Origin of the sequence: Falsihalocynthiibacter sp. CO-5D18 (assembly GCF_041205445.1) — a bacterium.
Taxonomy (GTDB): Bacteria; Pseudomonadota; Alphaproteobacteria; order Rhodobacterales; family Rhodobacteraceae; genus Falsihalocynthiibacter; species Falsihalocynthiibacter arcticus.
This window is the reverse complement of record NZ_JBGFCF010000001.1, coordinates 496,180-517,631: the sequence shown is the minus strand read 5'-3', so window position 1 is coordinate 517,631 and position 21,452 is coordinate 496,180. Positions and strand designations below refer to the sequence as shown.

Genomic DNA, 21,452 nt, shown 5'->3' with positions numbered 1-21,452 from the left:
ATTGCCGATCTTGGCGGTGGTGATCGCATTCCTCGATGAAATGTTATCTTCATTTTCTTTTTACAAACATTTTTGGGGATCAGTGATTATGGCTAGGCACAGAGTTTTCATCAACTATCATCCTGCCAACGATCAATGGGCAAAAGACGAACTTCAGAAATGGAACGAACAAGGAAATTTGTTGGTAGATTTGTCCGTGAACAGTAAAGATGTCGATGACTCGCGGCCTACCGAAACTATTCGAAAAGTCATTCCAGACAACGCCCTTAGAGTTTCCAAGGTCACGATCGTTTTGGTTGGCATGTAAACTTGGGGACGCAGGCACGTGGATTGGGAGACTTACTCCAGTATGTTCGACGGATCTGTGAATAAAAAGTCAGGTTTACTCGTTGTGCAGCGACCTTCGGCGGACCCGAAATATATAATTGCAGCGCCTGAGATAGAGAAAAAGGCCATCTACCCCGAGTACACGAGTTGGACATTTTGAAGCGTGAACCATTTCAGGACGTGTTATGGCATCGTCTTTGCGCTTCTGACGTTATGGTCAATTTAGACACGCCAACATATTTTGACAGCAAGTGGACCCGTCAAGAAAACGGGTGCGCAGAAGCGAAAGACAATCACGTGCTGAGGGATATTTGACCTGAGTACAAACCAATTAGGATGACCAATCTTGCCGAAAAGGCGCTACGATCTGATCAGGCTGGAGCCCCAGTTCTGGTTTACGATCACATCGGTATTCGCGAAACTTGGGGTGCCCATTTTCAATGGTTAGATGATCACATTGCAGCCGTTCACTCGATTAAGGCGTCAGAGGCGGCTTGGTCACTGTCGGGTCGGGAGGCGTAATCTTGTCTGCTTCAATTTTCCTTTCCGCAGGGGTGCCTGATCCAAAACGTGGCCCAGAGCATGCAGCCACCGCAGACACAGTGGCCATTAATGCCGCCATCTCTGCGCTTGTCCACGTGACGCTTGGAAGGAGACCGTTTGTTGGGAGCGGCCATCCCGCTATTACACCCATGGTATTAGAAGTGGCAAAAAGCCCGGATGTCGATTACGGAAAGTGGGTCATGCGGGACCAATTGGGCTTTTTCAACGATGAATACCTTGAGGAAAACGAACTATTCAAAATCGTTGTTTACACGGACGGGGTCGACCGCAACTTGGGGGCAAGCCTGTTAGGAATGCGCCGTCGGATGTTCTCAGAGCATGAATTTAGCGACGCTGTATTCCTTGGTGGGATGGGCGGCATCCTAGAAGAATTTGACCTATTCAAAGAACTCCAGCCAAGAGCGTCTCTAGTACCAGTGATTTCAACGGGCGGCGCTGCAAAACTGTTAGCCGATCAACTGAGCAACGTCAGCAAGGATCTTTTTACGGGTTTGGACTACGTTGCATTGCTCCACCGCCATCTTGATATTTCTACGCGGGAAAGGATAGCACTCCTGACGAGCAACCTTTAGTGCAGGAAGACCGTTTTTGGGGGAACGACGGCGTTAATGATTGAGGCTCTAAAAACTAGGGTCCAATAATGCCCGCTTTTCACTACTGAATTGGCTGCGGCGCTAGTGGAGCGAAGGTCTCCATTCCGCCCTTTTTACCCGCGAGGCGAAGGGTTTAGCATCAAAGGCCTAGCGGTCCACGACAGTTGCCATTTCAAACTGGCGCCCGATCCCGTCGATCCTTTTTCGCTGAACTTCTGTCCAAGGTCGTCTGTGTAAAATAGCATCTACTGCATGTCGCACGCGATCTATAGGGTGCTGGGGGATGACTTTAAGAGACATCGCACACTGTATTTTTGAGCATATCCGAGCGGGTAAAAACAAAGAGCTCGGGCTCCTCGCTCTACACATCGTTAAGCTATCGGCAAGAGGCGGCGCCTTGTTCTACGCCGCCACCTACCTTTTATAGTTCCTAGGCGCTCAACTTGCAAAAATCGTGCTTTTCCACACGGTTTTCACGTACGGCCCAATCCGCGATGAACTTCCCCTTTTGAGGCAGATGTTTACCAAGCGCGCCCCAAACCTTTAGACATGGTCCACACGTTAAATCTTTGCATCCTAGAGCTTTGGTAAACGCCCTTGGCCGAGGCCATGCCAGGAATTTCAATTCTTGATTTTTCGATCAACTGTTGCGATTTTTTAATCACTGGATCAATTGCATATTTCAGGCGCAGCGCCTCTTGCTGCCAGTTCTGCTTGCCCATGTTCTCAAAGTTGAAATCCATGATGCTCGAATGGTCCTGAATCGAGACATAATAACAGCCCAAGATTGGGCAGGTCTCAAAGAGCTTTAGGTCGAATTCCTTGGCAGCGATAAGCTCGTTGGCCGCCTCCATTTCTCGGACGTCAGCAACAAAATCGGCCAGCTGGTTTAACAAAACAGCGACGGTTTCGCATGCCCCGGCCACCGTGTTTGTGGCAGCGCCACCATCGATTAGGAGGCCAAGACCTTTCGCAGCGAATGCGCCGGAGTGGATGCCGGCTTTTCTTGCTTTGTAACTGATTTGTCGGTCCAAAATTTGACTGATTGCCGTCAGAGCTTCGGAGGGGTCCCCCATGCGGATAGAGGGGCGAATCTTCATCATTTTTTCCGCGCTATCGATGGTTTTAATAACGTCATTCCAACCAAGTACAGCTTTTCCACCGGATGTAACCAGGCCAAAAAGTGGCGCCGCACTGATCGCGAATTCTTGGGCACTTGAACCGAACACGGCTCCGATGATCTCTTTTTTGGGGCCGTCGGAAATACCTGTGGTTATCAACTCGATCGTGTCCTCGATCTTACTTGCAAGGCTTCCAAACTTTTTAGTCGCTTTGGCTGCCTTATAGCTAACACCAGCTGAAGACTTAGCAACCGCCTCCGTTTTCGACCAGAAATCATCTTTTTTGGCTCGGGCCACGCCAAAAACGCTGTGTTTCAGTTCCAGCTTCTTCCCATCGAACATCTTCGCCTTGGCCGCGTTTTGGAGCTTGCGGATCTCGTTCTTGGCGAAAAAGTCTTCCCACTCATCCCCCAAACTATCAAAACTTACCTCAGAACCTAAAACGTTAAGCTGCTTGTAGAGGTCCGCCACCGCGCCTTTAGAATTCCTGACGCTTTTGTGCCAATTCTGTTTCTTTGAGTTCTGCGCATTTATCCAGCTAACCAGCGCAAATTTTGCCTGAGATTCATTTCGAACCATCAATGCTTGATCAATCGCTTTGAGCGCAGCACTCCGTGGACTCGTTAACGAATATGTATTCTTCATCCAATCGGCGTGCGACATAATCAATGCCATATTTCCTCCTAAACGTTTTAATTCTAAAGATTAGACGCTCCATTTTTTAAGAATTTTGCAGCCTAAAACTGAAGGAGTTCTGCATTTTCGGGCGGGAAATGGGTCGCTGACATGTCAATATGTAAATATTCATACTGTTTGGTTCTGTTGTGTCAAGGTGATGAATACTCTGTGATTTCTAGACACCTTATTTGAACGGCTTAGGCGAAGCGAACAGCAGAGTCTCCGGCGGCATTTGGATCAAAGAGGACACCAACGCGCCAGCCCTTGGTTTGCGAATGACAGAATTATTTACAACTGGCAGGTCTACGCAAATAGGCACAACGACAAGGCTGTAGATCGATACTTTGCCGCCATTCGTTATTGCGAAAACAAAACGCAAGGAAAAGACTTCAGCAGCGTCACGGTCGAAGATCTCTGCAAGGAGCGGAACGATTTAAAACGGCGCGCACGCGCAGATGCAGAGGATCAATTATGGTGGATTACGGCACGCATTCCATGCGGCGAACAAAAGTCACCCAGATTTACAAGAAAACGGGCATCCGGCGCGCCGTTCAGCTCTTGCTAGACAAACCAAAATGGGCAGCACTATTTGATTTCACGACCTGCCCACCACAGGCGATCATCGATCATGAAAAGGACTACGCTGTCTTTTTTCTCTGAGCGATCGAAAGCGATGCTGAGGACAGCGGTGTTCGTCCGCGCCCACTTTCGGGTTAGGTCTTCGCACTCACTTCGAGACCCATCTGTTTGCGCTCGGCACTCCAGAAATTTTTCACTTTGGGCCGCTTGAATGTTCGCATTATCGCGGGGAGTTATACCGAAATATGTTGGCCTTGAAAAAGCCATTCCCTCGACGGAAATTGTGGCTGAGCCAGCGTGGGTAATTCCGCCACCCATATCGTGTAGGAGTATGTATCCTCCGGTAGAAAACGGTCCTTCATCGTCGTCGGCGGGGGTTTCAACAAGAAAACCACACGCGCTTGGCGCATGCCAAAGCACATAACGATCTGTGTTTACTGTTTTAGAATTAGTTTCCCAAAGAGAAATATTTCCTTGCTCGGGACTCTCCTGAACATTCGCCAACCTCAGTCTGGGATATTCGTCCCCGCAGGTCTTTTGAATGCCAAAGGGAAAGTAGGGTTCCATTCGCAAAACTATACTCTTCGCAAAACGGGTATCTGGATAAAGGTCGGAATTATCTAGAGGTGCTTCTTTGGCGGGAGCTTCGGCCGCGTTTGGAACGCAAGCGCTCAGCACAGCCACGGCGATCACGGTCAGGGAGAGTCTTGCCCAAACTCCACGCGACCAAAGTATCCTCAACATAATGTCCCCCAACAAATTTATTCGCAAAAATCGTAAATATCAAATAACCGGCCCTAAAAATACCCACAATCGATTTAGTCTCAATAAGGATGGTTCCGCATCGATTTTTGTTAGCTTAATTCCGTTCGGACCTGCGGTAGTCTTGCAGTTTATAGCGAAGGTCCATAATCCGCCTTTGACGCTAATGCGAGGAAAATGCCAGCTCGATTCTTGTTTTTACGTCGCTGGAAAAGTCTGGCATTCAAGCGGTATAGAAAAATAATCCGTCAAATATATCAACGATCAATTTACGAAATTTTTCGCAACTCAATGAAATAATTGGCAAAACGTTGCCTCTCCTCCGCTCTATTTTGATTTTATTAGAAGAAATCTGACAAGTGCTGTTCGTATTTGTTCTGTTCCTCCGCTCCTGTCTGGTCTTGTTGAGTTCTTTCGGGTTGGCTTGGGCGCGATCCTTCTGAACCATCGTCAACACCTCACCTATAGTGCCGATTATCATGCCGAGGGGCCAATACCCCGAAGGCGTTCCAACCGCGCGATGGGACAAGCACAAGGCTGCTCGCCCTCCCCAAACAGTTCAAAAAATTTACAAGACCAGTGATCTGACCATCTCAACGAACCGCAACACAGGTTCGGTACACTTACGACCACAATGATGCCGACGGGGTACCCCTAAGTTTTCCCAACCTCATCATCACAACAATTCCTGTGTTCCTAGGCGGCTCTGAGCTCAAATCGGAAGTGGTGATTAGTTTGGCATTCCGTTAAATTGTATGAATGCCGTATTCAACTTATGCCATTTTCTTCAGCTTTTCTGCCTTGGACAATACATCAATTGACCCTGCCGCATATGAAGAGATGGCCAATGCTGTTATTTGATATTTGGACGCTTGGGCTCGGCCTCATTTTCGCGATATTTACTATTAGTATTTTGATCAGCGATGGCGCCATTCCAAAGAGATTTCGACCGTCAAGTCATTGGTGTTTAGTCCGCACAGCAGGACTTGACGTAGGTTGCAGCTAATGTCCGCCTTCCGCCCAAGTGAACACGTCTACTTCCAGTAGAGACCGACATTCACCTCTAGCGAGATACTGCACAGTAGTTCTACCGCAAGCGAAGATTCACCAAGTGGCGAACGAAATAAGGGAAAAATCGAAAATACTGGTGCGGGTGAGAGGCAACGCTTTGTGAATTATTTCAATTGGTTGCAAATAAATTTCGTGAAAAAATCGTAATTACGTTTGGCAAAATATTTCTGAAATGAACGAAATTCAATCCTGCCCCGCTATGAAACGTGCCCGCATTTACCCACAATTTACTCGATACGTTGCAAACGATGCGTATATAGCAGCACCAAAATTGCTGGCCGACACAAGAAATCCACCCCGCCCAAACAATCGAACTTGCGACCGACAGCTCCCAAAACCATCTGAAGGCTTGGCATGGCGACCTTCCCTTTATATAGATCAATGGGTTATGGATGGTGAAAGGTCATTGTTTTCATTTCTAATATTCAATCCTGTCTTCGAAGCTGGGCCACACGGGTTGAACTCTTAGAGTTTTTACACTTCGTCAAAAAAGAACAGAATACGAGCCGAGTTTAAGGACGCATAGTGAAGAAATTTTTACGCATAGTTGACCTCAACGATTGATTTGGCGTGCTGCTTCTCATGCTTGCTCCTGGACTAACCGTAGCGTTCCTCAATTTGCTGTCCCCATGGATCAATCTATTGCCGGTTCAGTCGGCAGCAAAGGCGAGAACGTGGCTTTCAAAATTTGATGCAGATTATGCGACAGTACAGCAGTATTACTCGGCAGAATTGGCGGAAAACTTTGTCCTGAATGAGGCGAACCTTATTGTCGTGATGATTGCCGTGACATTGAGCTTTACTTTGCTCAAATTTGCCCGACCTGGCGCTGATTTACCCTCCCCTGCAATGAAGGCACGTGGGAAACCGCCGATAAAAATCATTCCAGTAATGATAATAATGAATGCGCTTACAATTCATTTCGTGTTTTTTAACGAAGCCACATTTTACATAGAGCCAAGTAACCTTCGTATTTCCTTCACGCCTGGTATCTGGGGATTTATTCTCATGAGCCTCATGGTAAGTGGCTGCGGGTTTTTCTTATATATGGCAGTCACAATTTTTTTCCTAATGCTGAGTAAATGGGATTAGTGCGCTTGCCTGCCTAAGGTTTAGCACGCGCCTTGAAATTCAAAAAAACTGGTACTTAAAAGTATCTTCGATAAAGCACTGAATTAAGAGTTTCTTCAGGCGCTGTTGTCCCAAATGCAAACGCGTTCGGTCCAAGAATAACATTCTGCTAAACAGCTCTAAAGTCGCCTTCGGGCTCTGCCGCTGAATTCGCTACGCCAAACACGAACGGCTGTAATTTCAGTCCCAATGACAACGACTGTCGTTGGCAACGCAGGCAAGTGCTGGTCACGCAACGTTTTTCGGGATTCGACCGCAAATGGGCGCAACGGCAGGCATCATTTAGCTCTTTGAGCCCGGTGTGCAGCATCACCGCATGGCCGGTTTGAGCGCAAACTGCTGTCCCGACTGCAAGCTTTACCCACCATCTTTCATTCTGAAGCCATTAGGCAGGCTGTGGTCTTACTAGAATAGTCGGAAAGTTGTATGCTTTAAGAGCAGGAACTCAAAGAGGTGGAGCATTTGGAAGCGAGAAACAATCTGCCAGACATTGCACGCGGGTCACTCATTCTGTTGGTTGTTTGGGGACATCTGCTTGAGAGTGAGGGCTATGGCGGCAGTCTTTATTTTGCAATCTATACGTTTCACATCCCTGCTTTTGCGATGATCAGCGGCATGATGTCCAAGTCGAGCATGGATGCGAGAGGCTTGTTCAAAATTTGTAGGCGGCTACTCGTGCCTCTCCTCATTTTCCAAGTGGTCTACTTTATTGCGCTTGGATATTTCGCACCGGAAAGGGTAACCAACTTTTTATCGCCGGTTTGGATAGTCTGGTTTCTGTTCAGTCTGTTTATCTGGAAACTTCTATTGCCACTGGCAGTAAAACTACCATATCCACTCCTTCTCAGCGTCGCTTTCGCGTTAGCCGCAGGGTTTATTGACGAAATTGGATTGGAATTCGGCATGTCCAGAACTCTGGTTTTCTTTCCCGCATTCATATTTGGGCATCTATATGGCAAACGAATTTTTAGAGCCGTGCCGCAATACCGCGTTCCCCTCTGCATTCTGTTCGTCTCAATATTTTTGGTCGCTGTTTTCGTTTCTGACTACATTTCAATACGGTTGCTGTGGGGTTCCCATCCGTATTCGAATTTACCGCTCCACACACCTGGCATCGGTTACCGTGCGGTTATGATTGCCGTCGGGATCATTGCATCAATATCATTCCTTGCCATGCTGCCAACGCGTTCCAGACCATTGGCGTTGTTGGGCCAAGAGACAATGCCCGTCTATCTTTTGCACGGCCTCCCAGTCATGCTCTTTTGGGCCGGTGGGTTTCAGATGGATACCAGCTTCTTGTTTCTATCTGTCACGGCTTTGTTGTCATTGGTTATTTCGTTCTCGATTGCAATTTCTAGCATGTTGTCTTCGCGAGAATAATCCTTCCTGAGACAATTTGGCTAAAGGCAGCTTTGTCCGGAGGGTGTGTGAATTGACAAACTCATTCTTGCTGCGTCTTTCATGAATGGCTGGTTTTCCCGCTGCGCAGCAGTATCAGATTTCTCGCTCACGCGGCATTTCTCGTGCTGCGAACGCATGCAACGCAAAAATTCAATTCACAGTATGGGCCCAAAGCATGCGTAATTGGGCTACCCTCTGCTCTGAGGTCGAGCTCCCGATAAGATCACAGGATGATGTGAACAAGGGAGATGAGAAATGGAATATTTTGCCGGAATAGACGTATCGCTGCGATCCTGTGCGGTTTGCATTGTTGATGGCAAGGGTGCGGTGCAGCTTGAACGCGAGCTACCGTGTGAGATCAAGGACATAGCGGAATGCCTTGCCGCGTTTCCCTATCCGATTGAACGGGTAGGCTTTGAGGCGGGCACTCTGAGCCAACATCTGCTTTTTGGATTGAAGACAGAAGGTTTTAACGTCGTGTGTATGGAAGCACGTCAGGTCAATGCAGCGCTGTCGGCAATGCGGAACAAAACAGACAAGAATGATGCACGTGGCATCGCTCAAGTCCTGCGCACCGGTTGGTTTAGTCCGGTGCATATGAAGAGCCGAGAGGCGCACGGTGTGCGTGCTTTGCTCAGCACACGCAAGGCATTGCTGAAGAAAACGATGGATCTTGCCAACGAAGTCCGTGGGTTGCTGAAAATCTTCGGCATTCGTCTTCCGATGACCGTAAAGCACGGCGGCTTTGGCGGTGTCGTCAGACCGTTGATCGAGATGGATGACGTTCTGACACATGCGTGCAGCGGTGCCATCAAGGCATCAACTAGACTGCAAAGAGAAGCTTGACCCAGATGAGCGACGCGCCAATGGCCACTAGCGACTTCATATATCTATTGGCCTCAATTCGGGAGATCGGCCTTCAAGTCGAGATAATCCTGCCGTCCTCAACATGCACGGTGACCAATAATAATATTGGTCACCGCATTTTTTGATTATACTTCAGCCAATCGCTGCGCGCATTCTTCCGCAACTCCTGGTGTTGGCTCATCACTTCCCGAGAAGGTCGCCCAACCAGCGTCCTCCAGTAAATTGTCCCTTTTGTAGCTTGATTCAGCCAAAAGCTCCGTCATGTTGGCAGTTGCCTGAGAGTCGGCTTGGAAGTTTTTAACGCAAATCGGCGCCAGAGCGGCGACGACCGCAGCAGACGTTTCGGTCGCACTTTGCTCAGCGGCGGTGCTGCCCAAAGTCCAGCCACCCCAACCAAATCCGACACCTATTGCGACAACTGCACCAAGGCCGAAGCCCTGTAATAGTCGTGTAAGTGACTCGCCTTGGATCGCTGCTGGAAGTTCCATGTAATATACCTTTCGTCCGATTTCTCGGATCATCTGGAGAAGCAGCCGTAAAGCGTGCCAAACCAAATTTATTTGGAATTAGTCATGCGTGCCAGATACGACATCGCATCTCCAAACGCCTACCGCGAATGCTCGACAAAGTACACCACAGCGCGATTTTCGGAAAAATTGTTTAAGATACTGTTTCAAACGGAGCCAGCCATGATGCTGCGTGATGCACGAATGGCTGGTTTAGAAAAGCTGCGTCGCGGCATAAGATCTACTTGTGACAATGGTGCAGGTTTCAGCCCTCCTTCGAGATCATTGATTAGGGCTTTGCAAAGGGCGATTTCTGCGCATAGCAGACCTTGATGCCGAGTGCAGCGAATGGCGGCTCACCGCCCTTATTACCGAAATATGCGTGATGCAGCAATTAGGCCAACTCACTCGCACATCAATGTCGTGAACGGCCCAAACCGGACCTCGGTGCATTGTGCAGCGAACGGCGGGTCCGAGCCCACTTTACCAGTTTTCTACAATGCAGCGAATGTCAGCTCTTGCGACTTGCTCGCCCCCCCCCGGCAGCACGACATCAACCATGCCCCAAGAGGCAAAGCTGGCGCTCGGAAGCACGCTGGTTGCTCAATAGAAGCATCATGGCACCCCGATCAAATACAGCCCTGTTTCTTCGCCATGCCAATTTTCAAGGCCTCGGAGCACCTAACCAAGTCGGCATTTTTTGTAGGCCTAACAAAGAAACAAATCCAATTCTCTGGAAATTGCCCAGAACGCAAAATCCCCCCTTCGCCAGTTAAGGCGAAGGGGGGATGACACAGGAGGCAAAGATAATTGAGCCGCACTGGTAGCCTCAAAAATGTTTACAGGCCATTTTTCAATGCAGAGGCCATTGCTCTGCCTTATGTTCTGTTATTTTCAGCCGTTGCGTGCCCCCCGTCTTCTCCAACGCCGGCCACACGGCTGGCCGATCACATCCGGAAGCCGCAGGGAATTGTAAATCGCCTCTGCCTGGTCAGCCTTCTTACTATCGATCGGCAGATCACAAATCGGCGTTTCCCCCGCTTTGAGTTTTTCCTCCCAATCAAGGCAAGCAAAGGGAAAATCTATCGCCACCTCGGCCCCCTAATGTTTGAATTCTGAATAACTCGGCAAATGCGCCGCAACCCCGCCCTCGGCGGTGGTGGTGATCTCGCGCGCGTCTTTGCTTTGTTGCCCCTTTTTGCCCAGCGGTTTCCCCTTGGCTTTGCCGTCGCCGCGCGCTTTGCCCGCCAGACTTTCTAGCTCGCTGCGCTCTGCCTGCTTGAGCAGTTCTTTCATCGCGGCGACGTTTGCGCGCAATGCTAAACACGCCCGACAAGAGGGTCATTTCGCGATTTACAGTTCCGGCTCCCACTTCGCGCCCCGCTTTGACGGCGAGACTTCCCGCGCATATCGCAGCAATGCATCGCGCATGGTCTCAGTCGATCCCGAAACCTCCCCTTCTCGAATCAAAAACTCTTGGCGCGCCGCCCAGTCTTTAGCATCAACGCGCTTCTCAAATGACTTGGATTTTCGTATACCCTGCATGGCGACTTGCGCCTGCCATTTGCCGGTTTGCAGCTTTTTAATAGACGCCATTTCAAATTCTCCCGCTCGGAAAATTCGTAATTCGTCGTAATGACATGTCAATTTTAATGGATTTTAGCGCATTCCAGTACGAAACGCCCACCATAAACCCCTGTATAACCTTATATAAATAAGGGATATCACTGCATAAGGGAAAAATATTGGTGCGGGTGAGAGGACTCGAACCTCCACGCCTCGCGGCGCCAGAACCTAAATCTGGTGCGTCTACCATTCCGCCACACCCGCACTCATGGGGCCGAGGCCACCATTCGCGCCCTTCTAGCCTAGAGGTTTCCCCTATGCGAGTGGAAAATGCGCCATTATTAAAGTTTTTTCGCCGTCCTGCCAAAACAGCTGCCCCCAATGCGAGTCTTCGGGGCAACATCAATCAAATATTAACGAATTTCCGCCAAAAAAAACCTCAGTCTCCCCCTTTGTGCCCTAGGTTGAGGAAAACCTTGAGGCAGGTTAAAAGAGAGCACGTCTATGAAACCGAAAACGGTCCGGCGCGCGCAAACAGGGAACGCTCCCCAGGCGTGTCTTGTGATGAATCTTGCGCGGAAAATTGAAGACACTGGGCCAACTTTGCCGTCCGGCTTTGCGACGGGAAGTATTGTCCTGACGCTGAAGGGCGAAATGCTGGTCGAGCATCTGCGCGCGGGGGACCGCATTATCACGCGCGATATCGGCATGGCGCAGCTCAAAGCCGTCACCACAACCCGCTCCGACTCGGCCTACCGCATTCGCGCCAGCGTCTTGGGGCATGATCGTCCCGCAAGCGAACTTCTGGTCGCCGAAGGGCAACGCATTTTGTTGCGCGACTGGCGGGCAAAAGCGATGTTTGGCGAGGCCGAAGCTTTGGTGCCCGTAAGCCGCCTTGCGGACGGTCACTTCATTGCACGCGAAACCGCCACAGAGACTGTATTCTTTGTGCTTGAGTTTGAAACGCCGCATATTCTCTATGTGGACGGTCTCGAAGTCGCCAGCGCGCCGCCTATCCGTGTAAACGCTTAAGAACGCTCGGTAAAACCTCCGGCAAGTCCTCGGAAATCAACCCCGCTCCAAAAGTGCGGGCGCAGTCCACATGCAGCCAAGCTGCCGTCTGCGCCGCCTCATAGGGCGCAAATCCGCGCGCCAGAAGCCCTGTGATAAACCCCGCCAAAACATCTCCCGACCCCGCCGTTGCCAACCACGGCGCCGCGCGTTCATAGGCGGCTGCGTTAATACAAGCCCGCCCCTCTGGGGTCGCAATCACCGTATCCGCCCCTTTCAACAAAACCACACATCCCGCTCGTGCAGCAGCCTCTCGCACGGCATCAACCTTGGTACATTCTGCCGACAAATGCTCTGCGATATCCGGAAATAACCGTGCAAATTCGCCCGCATGGGGCGTCAAAACACATGCCTCATGCAACATCTCAAACAAATCCGCAGGGGCCGTTGCAAACGCCGACAAGCCATCGGCATCCACCACGCTCGCGCGCCGCGCCAAAAGCACCGCCCGAACCAGACCCCGCGTCTCGGCGCGGCTCCCGAGCCCCGGCCCCACACAAAGCGCGTTGATCCGGCTATCTTCAAGGATTTCCGTCAACCCCGCCCTATCCGCAACCCGCGCCAGCATCACCGCATTAAGCTGGCAGGCGTTTTCCAAAATCGCCGCCGGAGGGCACCCGAGCGTCACCAACCCCGCGCCAATCCGCAAAGCCCCGCGCGCCGCCAACCGCGCCGCGCCGCCGTGGCCAACACCCCCGCACAGCACAAACGCATGTCCATGGGAAAACTTATGCCCTTCGCCTCGTTTTTGGAGCCTTTCCGCATTCGGGCTCGCCAAACGGACTCCCTCCCCAGACACACAAAATCCGTCCAAACCAATATCCTTGACCACCAACCGCCCGCAGGCCGCAGGGCCATCCGCCAAGTAATGCCCCGTTTTGGCCCGATGAAAACTCACCGTCAGATCCGCAGAAATGCGCCCTTCAACGGCGATTTCCCCCACATAACGGCCACTATCCGCACTCAAACCACTTGGCACATCCACCGCGACAACCTTGGGACGCCCTGCTGCCCCCCTGTCCTTCATCGCCAATGCCGTTTTCTCAAGCCCTTCTAACTTCCGCGTAAGTCCCGTGCCAAACAGGGCATCCACCACCAACTCTGCCGCCTCAAATACCGGCTCCCCCAATGGATGCACCGCGCCAAGTTCACACCAACGCACATAGTTCGCCTTGGCGTCGGGCGGAAGCCGCGCAGGACCGCCCCACAAACAAACCTCCACCTCCCAGCCCCACTCCCGCAACAAACGCGCAATCACAAAGCCGTCGCCGCCATTATTTCCCGGCCCACAGAGCACAACTGCGCGCCCGCCGGACTGCGCAAATTCTGGCCATTCCTCAAAAATGGCCGCCACTACGCCGCGCCCTGCCCGCTCCATCAACTCAAGCCCTGTGACCGCGCCCGACGTGATCGCAGCTTGTTCGACACCGCGCATTTGCGCCGCTGTTATAAGGTCCGTCATAACTTCACTTTCAAACTTATTCCTGAGGAAATCAAAGTCACCAGTCCGAAACCTCTGGACCTGCATTGCCCCAAAAGTTTTCATACTGCCCTATTTTTAATCAAATCGCACAATTAACGAACTTAACGCCCAGATTCCCCGCCCCCACCGTGGATGCGTCAGCATAGCCAATTGTTCCCTGATTAGGAAAGTGTTCTGAACACTTCGACAGCGGAGATTCCCCGACCCATTCAAAGGAGACGCACAATGAAAAAAATTGAAGCCATTATCAAACCGTTCAAATTGGACGAGGTAAAAGAAGCGCTCCAAGAAGTTGGCGTTCAGGGTCTTTCGGTAATTGAAGTCAAGGGTTTCGGCCGTCAGAAGGGCCACACGGAGCTTTACCGTGGCGCCGAATATGTTGTCGATTTCCTGCCCAAAGTAAAAATCGAAATCGTGCTGGCCACCGATCAGGTAGATGCCGCAATCGAAGCCATTATCAATGCTGCTAAAACCGACAAAATCGGCGATGGCAAAATCTTTGTGTCCTCCATTGAACAGGCCATCCGCATCCGGACCGGCGAAACCAACGAAGACGCATTGTAAGTTAACAACGCCGCGCAAGCGGTTCTAATCTAACACTAAACCAGAGGGAAGAGAAACAGATGAGCATAGCTGCCGTTCTCAAACTTATTGCCGACGAAAATGTTGAATATGTGGACGTTCGTTTCACAGACCCACGTGGCAAACTCCAACACGTCACCTTGATCTCAGACATCGTCGACGAAGATTTCTTCGAAGACGGGTTCATGTTTGACGGCTCGTCCATCGCGGGCTGGAAAGCGATCAACGAATCCGACATGAAATTGATCCCAGACCCAAAATCGGTCTATATGGACCCGTTCTATGCGGAAAAAACACTCTGCATTCACTGCTCCGTTGTTGAGCCTGATACCGGCGAAGCCTACTCCCGCGACCCACGTGGCACCGCGGAAAAAGCTGAAGCTTACCTCATCGCTTCCGGCGTAGGTGACACGTCCTATTTCGGCCCAGAAGCTGAATTCTTCCTGTTTGACAATGTGCGCTTCTCCAACTCGATCAACAAAGTGTCTTACGAAGTTGACGCGCTGGACGCTTCTTGGAATACAGACGCAGAAGTCGAAATGGGCAACATGGGCCACCGTCCTGGTCTCAAAGGCGGCTACTTCCCCGTCAACCCAATCGACGATGCCCAAGACATTCGCTCCGAAATGCTTTCCACTATGAAGCGTATGGGCATGAAAGTTGACAAGCACCACCACGAGGTTGCCTCCTGTCAGCACGAGCTTGGCCTGATCTTTGGCACGCTCACCGAGCAAGCCGATCACCTGCAAAAATACAAATACATTGTGCATAACGTCGCGCACGCCTATGGCAAATCCGCGACCTTCATGCCAAAACCAATCTATGGCGACAACGGCTCTGGCATGCACGTAAACATGTCGATCTGGAAAGACGGCAAGCCGCTCTTTGCGGGCGACAAATACGCGGATCTCTCCCAAGAAGCTTTGTACTTCATCGGTGGTATCCTCAAGCACGCCAAAGCTTTGAACGCCTTCACAAACCCATCGACAAACTCCTACAAGCGTTTGATCCCTGGTTTTGAAGCCCCCGTTCTGCGCGCCTATTCCGCGTCCAACCGCTCTGGTTGTGTGCGTATTCCGTTCTCGGAATCCCCCAAGGCAAAACGCGTTGAAGCGCGTTTCCCTGATCCCGCAGCAAACCCCTACCTTTGCTTTGCAGCCTTGTTGATGGCTGGCCTTGACGGCATCCTCAACAAAATCGATCCCGGTGCGGCGTCCGACAAAAACCTCTATGACCTGCCACCAGAAGAGCTTTCTGGCATCCCGACGGTTTGTGCGTCCTTGCGTGAAGCGCTCGAAGAATTGGCAGCGGATCACGACTTCCTGCTCAAGGGCGACGTGTTCACAAAAGACCAAATCGAAGGCTACGCAGCCCTCAAATGGGAAGAAGTTTACACTTTTGAACACACACCACACCCTGTGGAATTCCAAATGTACTACAGCTGTTAATATTTAACGGTTTCAATATCTTAAAGGGCGTCTTCGGGCGCCCTTTTTCGTTTTTCGAATGCCTCTGATTGCGCCAGAGTCGCCAAAGGCGGGGCTCGAGCCACCGCAACCTGTGCCAAAACCAAATCCAACAACTCCCGCCGCAACGCCATCTGCGGCCCGTAAACCTCCGAAATCTGAAGCCAATCCGTAAACCCAAGCGGCGCAAGTCCTGGCATACGCGGCGCACAGGCGCGCGTGGCTTGCTCGGGCGGATGGAACGTATTCAAGATCTCGATCATAACGCAAGTTTAGGCGACCCCGCCCCGAACACCGGCCCAATTTCGACCTCACAAAGACCCGCGCCGCCTCACCAATGCGTGAGGTGCCCCCGTCCCCCCTTGCCCAAATCGCCCCCGCACCCCATTCTCAAATCCTGCAACAAGGAAGTCCAATGCCCCCCCAAAAACTCACTTTTGTCGGCCATGATGGCGACAAGCTCGCCGCCCGTTTTGATCGACCCGACGGACCGCATTTGGCGACCGCGATTTTCGCGCATTGTTTCACCTGTGGCAAAGACATCCCCGCCGCCCGTAGGATTTCTGCGCGCCTTGCCTCAATGGGCATTGCCGTTTTGCGGTTTGATTTCACGGGCTTGGGACATTCAGACGGTGAATTTGGCAATACAAACTTCACCAGCAACGCCCAAGATCTCCTCGCTGCTGCGGCCCATCTTGAGAGTATCGGCTCCCCCGCATCCCTCCTCATCGGCCACTCTTTGGGTGGCGCGGCGGTCCTGCGCGCGGCGCTCTCCTTACCCAACATCAAAGCCGTGGCCACCATCGGCGCCCCTGCCGACCCGTCGCATGTGGCGCATTTATTTGAGAACGATCTCGCGACAATCAACGCCCAAGGCTCCGCCCAAGTCGAACTTGGCGGCCGTCCGGTTACCATTGGTAAAACCTTTATCGACGACATCGCCAACGCCCCCATCCTGCCCGATTTGGCCCAGCTCAAAGCCGCGCTCATGGTGATGCATGCGCCCCGCGATGAAATTGTCAGCATCGACAACGCCGCCGATATTTTCACCGCCGCCAAACACCCCAAAAGTTTCGTCACATTAGATAGCGCCGACCACCTTCTGACCCGCCCCGAAGATGCCGAATATGTCGCCGAAGTGATTGCTACATGGGCCTCGCGCTACCTCAAACTCGCGCCCCCTGCCCCGCCGATTGGCGCGCCCGAAGGGATTGTGCGCGTCTCGGAGGCCGATCCATCGGGCTTCCTGCAAGACGTCACCTCTGGCCCGTTTCATCATGCATTAGCCGATGAACCCCACGCCTATGGCGGCACAAATCAGGGCATGTCGCCCTATGGCTTCCTCGCCGCCGGCCTTGGCGCCTGTACCTCCATGACCATCCGCATGTATGCCCGTCGCAAGAGCTGGCCGCTGGACTCGGTTCAGGTCGACGTGACCCATAATAAGGTCCACGCCCAAGACGCCTGTCAAACGACGCCGCAAAAAATTGATAGTTTCCACCGCGAAATCCACCTCACGGGCTCCCTCGATGCGACCCAACGCGCGCGCCTTCTCGAAATTGCCGATCGCTGCCCCGTGCATCAAACGCTCGAGAAAAAGTCCCAAATCACGACGGCTCTGGGCGCAAAACGGGACTAAAGCGGCTGGTCATCACATAGTCTTTGCGCGGCCCTGAAACGCGCCAGCGCGAAGACCACTGCGGCCACTTCGAAAAATCATAGGCCACTTGATACACGTCAGGATCGCAAAAATGCGTGGCCACCGTTTGGGCGGGGGTGAAGCTGTGAAACGGACGCCCATCGGCAAACAAAACCTCAATCTCGCCCGCCGCCTCGCGCCAAAAATACCGCCGCTCCGCCTGAAGCACCGCCGCCCCAAGATGCAGCTTCCCAACCTCGCGATAGGCCAAGCCCCCCTCGGCCGCGCAAAACCACGCCCGCCCCGAAAACCGCCCCGCCTGACCCGCAATTTCGCTCTGAATATCGCGTTCCAACGCCCATTCGCCGCTAAAATCCATTAAATCTGGTGAAAAACTCACTTTGTCGCACCCCTTTGCGCCGCGCGGCCTTGCCGCCTGTGCCCCGTCAGTCTATGAGAAGCCGCGCGCCTCTGCCATGTCTGTTTCCCTAAAAAAGGCTACCCCATGATCCCTCGTTATTCTCGCCCCGAAATGGTTGCCATTTGGTCACCTGAAACCAAATTCAAAATCTGGTATGAAATCGAGGCCCACGCCTGCGAAGCCATGGCCAATATTGGCGTCATCCCGCGCGAAAACGCCGACGCCGTTTGGAAAGCCAAAGACGTAGAATTTGACGTGGCGCGGATCGACGAAATCGAAGCCGAAACCAAACATGACGTCATCGCCTTCCTCACGCATCTCGCCGAACATGTCGGCGCAGACGAAGCGCGTTTCGTGCATCAAGGCATGACCAGTTCCGATGTTTTGGACACCTGTTTCAACGTCCAACTTGTCCGCGCCGCCGACATCCTGATCGAAGACGCAAAAGGCCTGATGGCTGCCCTCAAACGCCGCGCGCTTGAGCATAAAAACACCATCCGTATAGGCCGCTCGCACGGCATCCACGCGGAACCCACAACAATGGGCCTTACCTTCGCGCGTTTCTACGCCGAAATGGACCGCAACTTGCGCCGCCTCAAAACCGCCCGCGAAGAAATTTCCACAGGCGCGATTTCTGGCGCGGTCGGCACTTTCGCCAATATCGACCCCGCCGTAGAAGAATATGTCTGCGCCCAACTCGGCCTTGAGCCCGAGCCCATTTCCACCCAAGTCATCCCACGCGACCGCCACGCTGCTTTCTTCGCCGCCCTCGGTGTTGTCTCCTCAACGGTTGAAAATATCTCCACCGAAATCCGCCACATGCAACGCACCGAAGTGCTTGAAGCGGCTGAATTTTTCTCGATGGGCCAAAAGGGTTCTTCTGCGATGCCGCACAAGAAAAACCCCGTTCTGACGGAAAACCTCACAGGCCTCGCGCGTCTTGTCCGCATGACCGTGATCCCCGCTTTGGAAAACGTCGCCCTCTGGCACGAGCGCGATATTTCGCACTCCTCGGTCGAGCGCAACATCGGCCCAGACGCCACAATCACCCTCGATTTCGCCCTCGCGCGTCTGACAAGTGTGATCGACAAACTCTTGGTTTACCCCGAGAATATGCTCGCCAACATGAACAAATTCCCCGGCCTCGTGATGTCGCAACGCGTCCTTCTTGCCCTCACCCAAGCAGGCGTCTCGCGCGAAGATTCCTACAGCATGGTGCAACGCAACGCGATGAAAGTCTGGGAAACGGGCTGTGATTTCAAAACTGAATTGCTCGCCGATGACGCCGTCGTAAAAGCCCTTGGCGTTGAAGCGATCGAGGAGAAATTCGACCTCGGCTATCACACAAAACACGTCGATACGATCTTTGCGCGGGTCTTTGGCAAAAGCTAATCCCGCGCTAATTTCGCTCCTTATCATCCCGCCAGACACCCTCTGGCGGGATTTTTCATACCCACGCGAAAAAACTGCTGACAATTTTCGTAAACTCGTATTCTTAAAGCCTCTCTTAACATCTGTGGTGCATTCCTAAGACATCCAGAATGGAGAGACACACATGAGCACAGCCCTAGCCCCCATCGGGGATTTCCCCCTAGATCTACCGCGCATGGACGATTCCTTTGGAAGTGATTTTCCCGCGTCACCGTCTTTCCCCGCAACGCCCCCCCGTGCGGGCCTCACGCCCAAACTCTCCCGCGCGCAAAAAGCGGCGATCATCGTACGCCTCCTCCTCTCGGATGGCGCGAAGCTGCCAATTTCGGATTTTCCCGAGGAATTACAACACACGCTGACCCGTTCCATGGGCAGTATGAAAAGTATCTCTCGCGAAACCATGATCTCCGTCATTGAGGAATTCCTCTCGGAAATCGAAAGCGTCGGCATGTTTTTCCCCGGTGGCCTCGACGGCGCGCTCAAGGTTCTAGAGGGCGCCCTTTCCCCCTCGATGGTCACGCGCTTGCGCCGCGAAGCGGGGGGTGTTTTCTACGGCGATCCTTGGGAAAAAGTGGTCGATTTACCGCTGGATGTCCTTTTGGGGGCGCTTGAAACCGAAGCAATTGAAATTTGCGCGGTGATGATTTCAAAACTCGCCGTGCCCCGCGCCGCGGAACTGCTTGGCATGATCGCGGGCGAACGCGCCCGCCGCATTGCCTATGCGATTTCCCAAACCAAATCCGTCACCCCAGAGGCCGTGCGCCGTATCGGCGTGTCCCTCGCGACCCAACTTAATAATCAGCCCCCCGTCGCCTTTGATGACGACCCCGTTGACCGCGTTGGCGCAATCCTGAACTTCTCGGCCGCCACGCGGCGCGATGAGGTTTTGGACGGGTTGGACGAGGATGACAAGGAGTTCGGCGCCCTTGTGCGCAAAGCGATTTTCACCTTCGCCAATATTCCCCAACGCATTCACCCCCGGGACATGGCCAAGGTTTTGCGCGGCGTAGATCAGGCCGATCTTGTGACCGCACTGGCCGCGGCCAAACAAGGGGGAGACAATGCGACCGTCGACTTTGTTCTCGCAAGCATGTCCAAACGACTGTCGGCAAGCCTCCTCGAAGAAATGGAAGAAGCGGGAGTTATCAAAGCCAAAGATTCTGATGAGGCCCAAACCAAACTTGTGGCTTCGGTCCGTCAACTTGAGGCGGCGGGCGAAATCTTCCTGAGAATGGATGATGATCCGCCCGAAGATTAGTCCAAACGCGCCGCGGCCAAAATCTGGCCATGCCCCGCGCGCTGAATGATGATCGCATGATGCGCGCCCTTGGGATCAACTTTTACCGTAAAAGGCGTTGCGCCGTTCCACTTCTTAAGCACCCGCCAATCGGTCACGATATTGGAATACGACACTTCCCGACCATTGTTCTCGCCCCCGCGAATTTTTACCGATTGATTTGGCACGAACCGCACCAATTGCACCACCATATCCGCACGTTGCTTGGACTGCGCCTCGATCACGAACAGCGGGCCGTTTTTAACCACCGAAAGCGTGACAGGGGAAACCACGCCCATGGCTTTCTTAATCGCTCGCTCAACATCGGCAGGTTTGTTGCCAACCACATGTTCAACCCCGCCAATCACCATTTGCGGGGTATACACAACCGTCGTTCCCGCCGCGCGGCTATAATTGCGCTGGCGTTCGGTAAAGGCGGGGTCGCCAAAGACATCTTTCCATCCGATGTAGTCCCAATAATCGACATGCAGCCCCAAGGCGATAATGTCGCGACGCTGCGCCAATTGATCCAAAAGCGCATCCGCAGGTGGACAAGACGAGCACCCCTGAGAGGTATAAAGTTCCACGACAACAGGTCCAGACTGCGCATTGGCGGCACCGCAAATCGCACTAAAGCCAAGAGAGAGTGCAAGGGCGCGTGCTGCGCGTGTCCAAATTGCCGTCATAAAATCTTTCCGATACATCTGTTTCTTAACCTTGTATTGAAACACCAGTAAAAGCGCCAATCAACCATTTGCGAGCGCCGCGTGTGGTGCCCGCGCGTCAAAATCGGGAAAAAACCCTCTCTTGGCGTAAAAATCGTGTACAATGGTATACAATAGACGTGCTCCCCTCTTGATTATCGAGTCAAACTGGTCCAAAACCCCTCCAGCGATACCCTATTTTCACTATAAAGG

20 protein-coding genes, 1 tRNA gene and 1 pseudogene are annotated in these 21,452 nt (G+C 52.4%); 12 read left to right on the top strand and 10 right to left on the bottom strand.

What is annotated here, in order from left to right; translation table 11 throughout:
* Nucleotides 1-88 precede the first annotated feature (88 nt).
* Complete coding sequence (locus tag AB9F27_RS02435; protein ID WP_335586733.1) at nucleotides 89-307, top strand: TIR domain-containing protein; 219 nt, start codon at nucleotides 89-91, stop codon at nucleotides 305-307.
* A 544-nt stretch (nucleotides 308-851) separates the two neighbouring features.
* Nucleotides 852-1,463 (top strand): hypothetical protein, encoded by a 612-nt coding sequence (locus AB9F27_RS02430; protein WP_335586734.1) that lies wholly within the window; start codon nucleotides 852-854, stop codon nucleotides 1,461-1,463.
* A 542-nt stretch (nucleotides 1,464-2,005) separates the two neighbouring features.
* On the opposite strand, the gene AB9F27_RS02425 is transcribed toward AB9F27_RS02430, so the two are convergent.
* Nucleotides 2,006-3,280: a hypothetical protein gene (locus AB9F27_RS02425; RefSeq protein ID WP_335586735.1), complete on the bottom strand. Its 1,275-nt coding sequence runs from the start codon at nucleotides 3,278-3,280 to the stop codon at nucleotides 2,006-2,008.
* Nucleotides 3,281-3,763: 483 nt separating this feature from the next.
* Between AB9F27_RS02425 and AB9F27_RS02420 the strand changes: the two are divergent.
* Nucleotides 3,764-3,876: pseudogene (locus tag AB9F27_RS02420) on the top strand (integrase); the annotation flags it as partial.
* Here the strand turns inward: AB9F27_RS02420 and AB9F27_RS02415 are convergent.
* Entirely contained in the window at nucleotides 3,869-4,606 is a 738-nt protein-coding gene (locus AB9F27_RS02415) for a hypothetical protein (protein WP_335586744.1), read from the bottom strand. The pseudogene AB9F27_RS02420 and the gene AB9F27_RS02415 sit on opposite strands and share 8 nt — an antisense overlap.
* A 1,659-nt stretch (nucleotides 4,607-6,265) precedes the next feature.
* Here AB9F27_RS02415 and AB9F27_RS02410 point away from each other — a divergent pair.
* The 3 genes from AB9F27_RS02410 (at nucleotide 6,266) to AB9F27_RS02400 (ending at nucleotide 9,073) form a co-directional block, all read left to right on the top strand.
* Complete coding sequence (locus AB9F27_RS02410) at nucleotides 6,266-6,787, top strand: hypothetical protein (protein ID WP_335586737.1); 522 nt, start codon at nucleotides 6,266-6,268, stop codon at nucleotides 6,785-6,787.
* Between the two features lie 501 nt (nucleotides 6,788-7,288).
* Nucleotides 7,289-8,206, top strand: coding sequence for an acyltransferase family protein (locus AB9F27_RS02405; protein ID WP_335586738.1), 918 nt, complete (start codon nucleotides 7,289-7,291; stop codon nucleotides 8,204-8,206).
* Nucleotides 8,207-8,482: 276 nt separating this feature from the next.
* Nucleotides 8,483-9,073, top strand: coding sequence for a transposase (locus tag AB9F27_RS02400; protein WP_335586739.1), 591 nt, complete (start codon nucleotides 8,483-8,485; stop codon nucleotides 9,071-9,073).
* A gap of 146 nt (nucleotides 9,074-9,219) precedes the next feature.
* Here AB9F27_RS02400 and AB9F27_RS02395 read toward each other — a convergent pair whose 3' ends face one another.
* From AB9F27_RS02395 to AB9F27_RS02380, 4 genes are all read right to left on the bottom strand, one after another.
* Nucleotides 9,220-9,582 (bottom strand): hypothetical protein, encoded by a 363-nt coding sequence (locus AB9F27_RS02395; protein ID WP_335586740.1) that lies wholly within the window; start codon nucleotides 9,580-9,582, stop codon nucleotides 9,220-9,222.
* 1,119 nt (nucleotides 9,583-10,701) lie between these two features.
* Nucleotides 10,702-10,917 (bottom strand): hypothetical protein, encoded by a 216-nt coding sequence (locus tag AB9F27_RS02390; RefSeq protein ID WP_369757505.1) that lies wholly within the window; start codon nucleotides 10,915-10,917, stop codon nucleotides 10,702-10,704.
* 36 nt (nucleotides 10,918-10,953) lie between these two features.
* Nucleotides 10,954-11,196: a hypothetical protein gene (locus AB9F27_RS02385; protein WP_335584846.1), complete on the bottom strand. Its 243-nt coding sequence runs from the start codon at nucleotides 11,194-11,196 to the stop codon at nucleotides 10,954-10,956.
* A 150-nt stretch (nucleotides 11,197-11,346) separates the two neighbouring features.
* Nucleotides 11,347-11,430, bottom strand: a tRNA-Leu gene (locus AB9F27_RS02380).
* Between the two features lie 240 nt (nucleotides 11,431-11,670).
* Here AB9F27_RS02380 and AB9F27_RS02375 point away from each other — a divergent pair.
* Complete coding sequence (locus AB9F27_RS02375) at nucleotides 11,671-12,198, top strand: Hint domain-containing protein (protein WP_335584845.1); 528 nt, start codon at nucleotides 11,671-11,673, stop codon at nucleotides 12,196-12,198.
* On the opposite strand, the gene AB9F27_RS02370 is transcribed toward AB9F27_RS02375, so the two are convergent.
* On the bottom strand, nucleotides 12,179-13,699 hold the full coding sequence (locus AB9F27_RS02370; RefSeq protein ID WP_335584844.1) for an NAD(P)H-hydrate dehydratase: 1,521 nt from the start codon (nucleotides 13,697-13,699) through the stop codon (nucleotides 12,179-12,181). The genes AB9F27_RS02375 and AB9F27_RS02370 overlap by 20 nt on opposite strands.
* Before the next feature lie 246 nt (nucleotides 13,700-13,945).
* Between AB9F27_RS02370 and AB9F27_RS02365 the strand changes: the two genes are divergently transcribed.
* Both AB9F27_RS02365 and glnA read left to right on the top strand, forming a co-directional pair.
* A complete protein-coding gene (locus AB9F27_RS02365) occupies nucleotides 13,946-14,284 on the top strand; it encodes a P-II family nitrogen regulator (RefSeq protein ID WP_335584843.1) in 339 nt (112 codons plus the stop codon).
* A 59-nt stretch (nucleotides 14,285-14,343) separates the two neighbouring features.
* The gene (gene glnA / locus AB9F27_RS02360; protein ID WP_335584842.1) at nucleotides 14,344-15,750 is read left to right on the top strand and encodes a type I glutamate--ammonia ligase; all 1,407 of its coding nucleotides are present in this window, start codon (nucleotides 14,344-14,346) and stop codon (nucleotides 15,748-15,750) included.
* Between the two features lie 20 nt (nucleotides 15,751-15,770).
* On the opposite strand, the gene AB9F27_RS02355 is transcribed toward glnA, so the two are convergent.
* The gene (locus AB9F27_RS02355) at nucleotides 15,771-16,031 is read right to left on the bottom strand and encodes a hypothetical protein (protein ID WP_369757504.1); all 261 of its coding nucleotides are present in this window, start codon (nucleotides 16,029-16,031) and stop codon (nucleotides 15,771-15,773) included.
* 152 nt (nucleotides 16,032-16,183) lie between these two features.
* On the opposite strand from AB9F27_RS02355, the gene AB9F27_RS02350 reads away from it, so the two are divergent.
* Nucleotides 16,184-17,407: an alpha/beta fold hydrolase gene (locus AB9F27_RS02350; RefSeq protein WP_369757503.1), complete on the top strand. Its 1,224-nt coding sequence runs from the start codon at nucleotides 16,184-16,186 to the stop codon at nucleotides 17,405-17,407.
* Here the strand turns inward: AB9F27_RS02350 and AB9F27_RS02345 are convergent.
* A complete protein-coding gene (locus tag AB9F27_RS02345; RefSeq protein ID WP_335584839.1) occupies nucleotides 17,376-17,807 on the bottom strand; it encodes a DUF6314 family protein in 432 nt (143 codons plus the stop codon). The two genes, AB9F27_RS02350 and AB9F27_RS02345, sit on opposite strands and share 32 nt — an antisense overlap.
* Before the next feature lie 105 nt (nucleotides 17,808-17,912).
* On the opposite strand from AB9F27_RS02345, the gene purB reads away from it, so the two are divergent.
* Nucleotides 17,913-19,220, top strand: a complete 1,308-nt coding sequence (gene purB, locus AB9F27_RS02340; RefSeq protein ID WP_335584838.1) for an adenylosuccinate lyase — start codon at nucleotides 17,913-17,915, stop codon at nucleotides 19,218-19,220.
* Nucleotides 19,221-19,383: 163 nt separating this feature from the next.
* Entirely contained in the window at nucleotides 19,384-20,517 is a 1,134-nt protein-coding gene (locus AB9F27_RS02335; protein ID WP_335584837.1) for a FliG C-terminal domain-containing protein, read from the top strand.
* Here AB9F27_RS02335 and AB9F27_RS02330 read toward each other — a convergent pair.
* The gene (locus AB9F27_RS02330; RefSeq protein ID WP_335584836.1) at nucleotides 20,514-21,221 is read right to left on the bottom strand and encodes a DUF1223 domain-containing protein; all 708 of its coding nucleotides are present in this window, start codon (nucleotides 21,219-21,221) and stop codon (nucleotides 20,514-20,516) included. The genes AB9F27_RS02335 and AB9F27_RS02330 overlap by 4 nt on opposite strands.
* Between the last annotated feature and the right edge of the window lie 231 nt (nucleotides 21,222-21,452).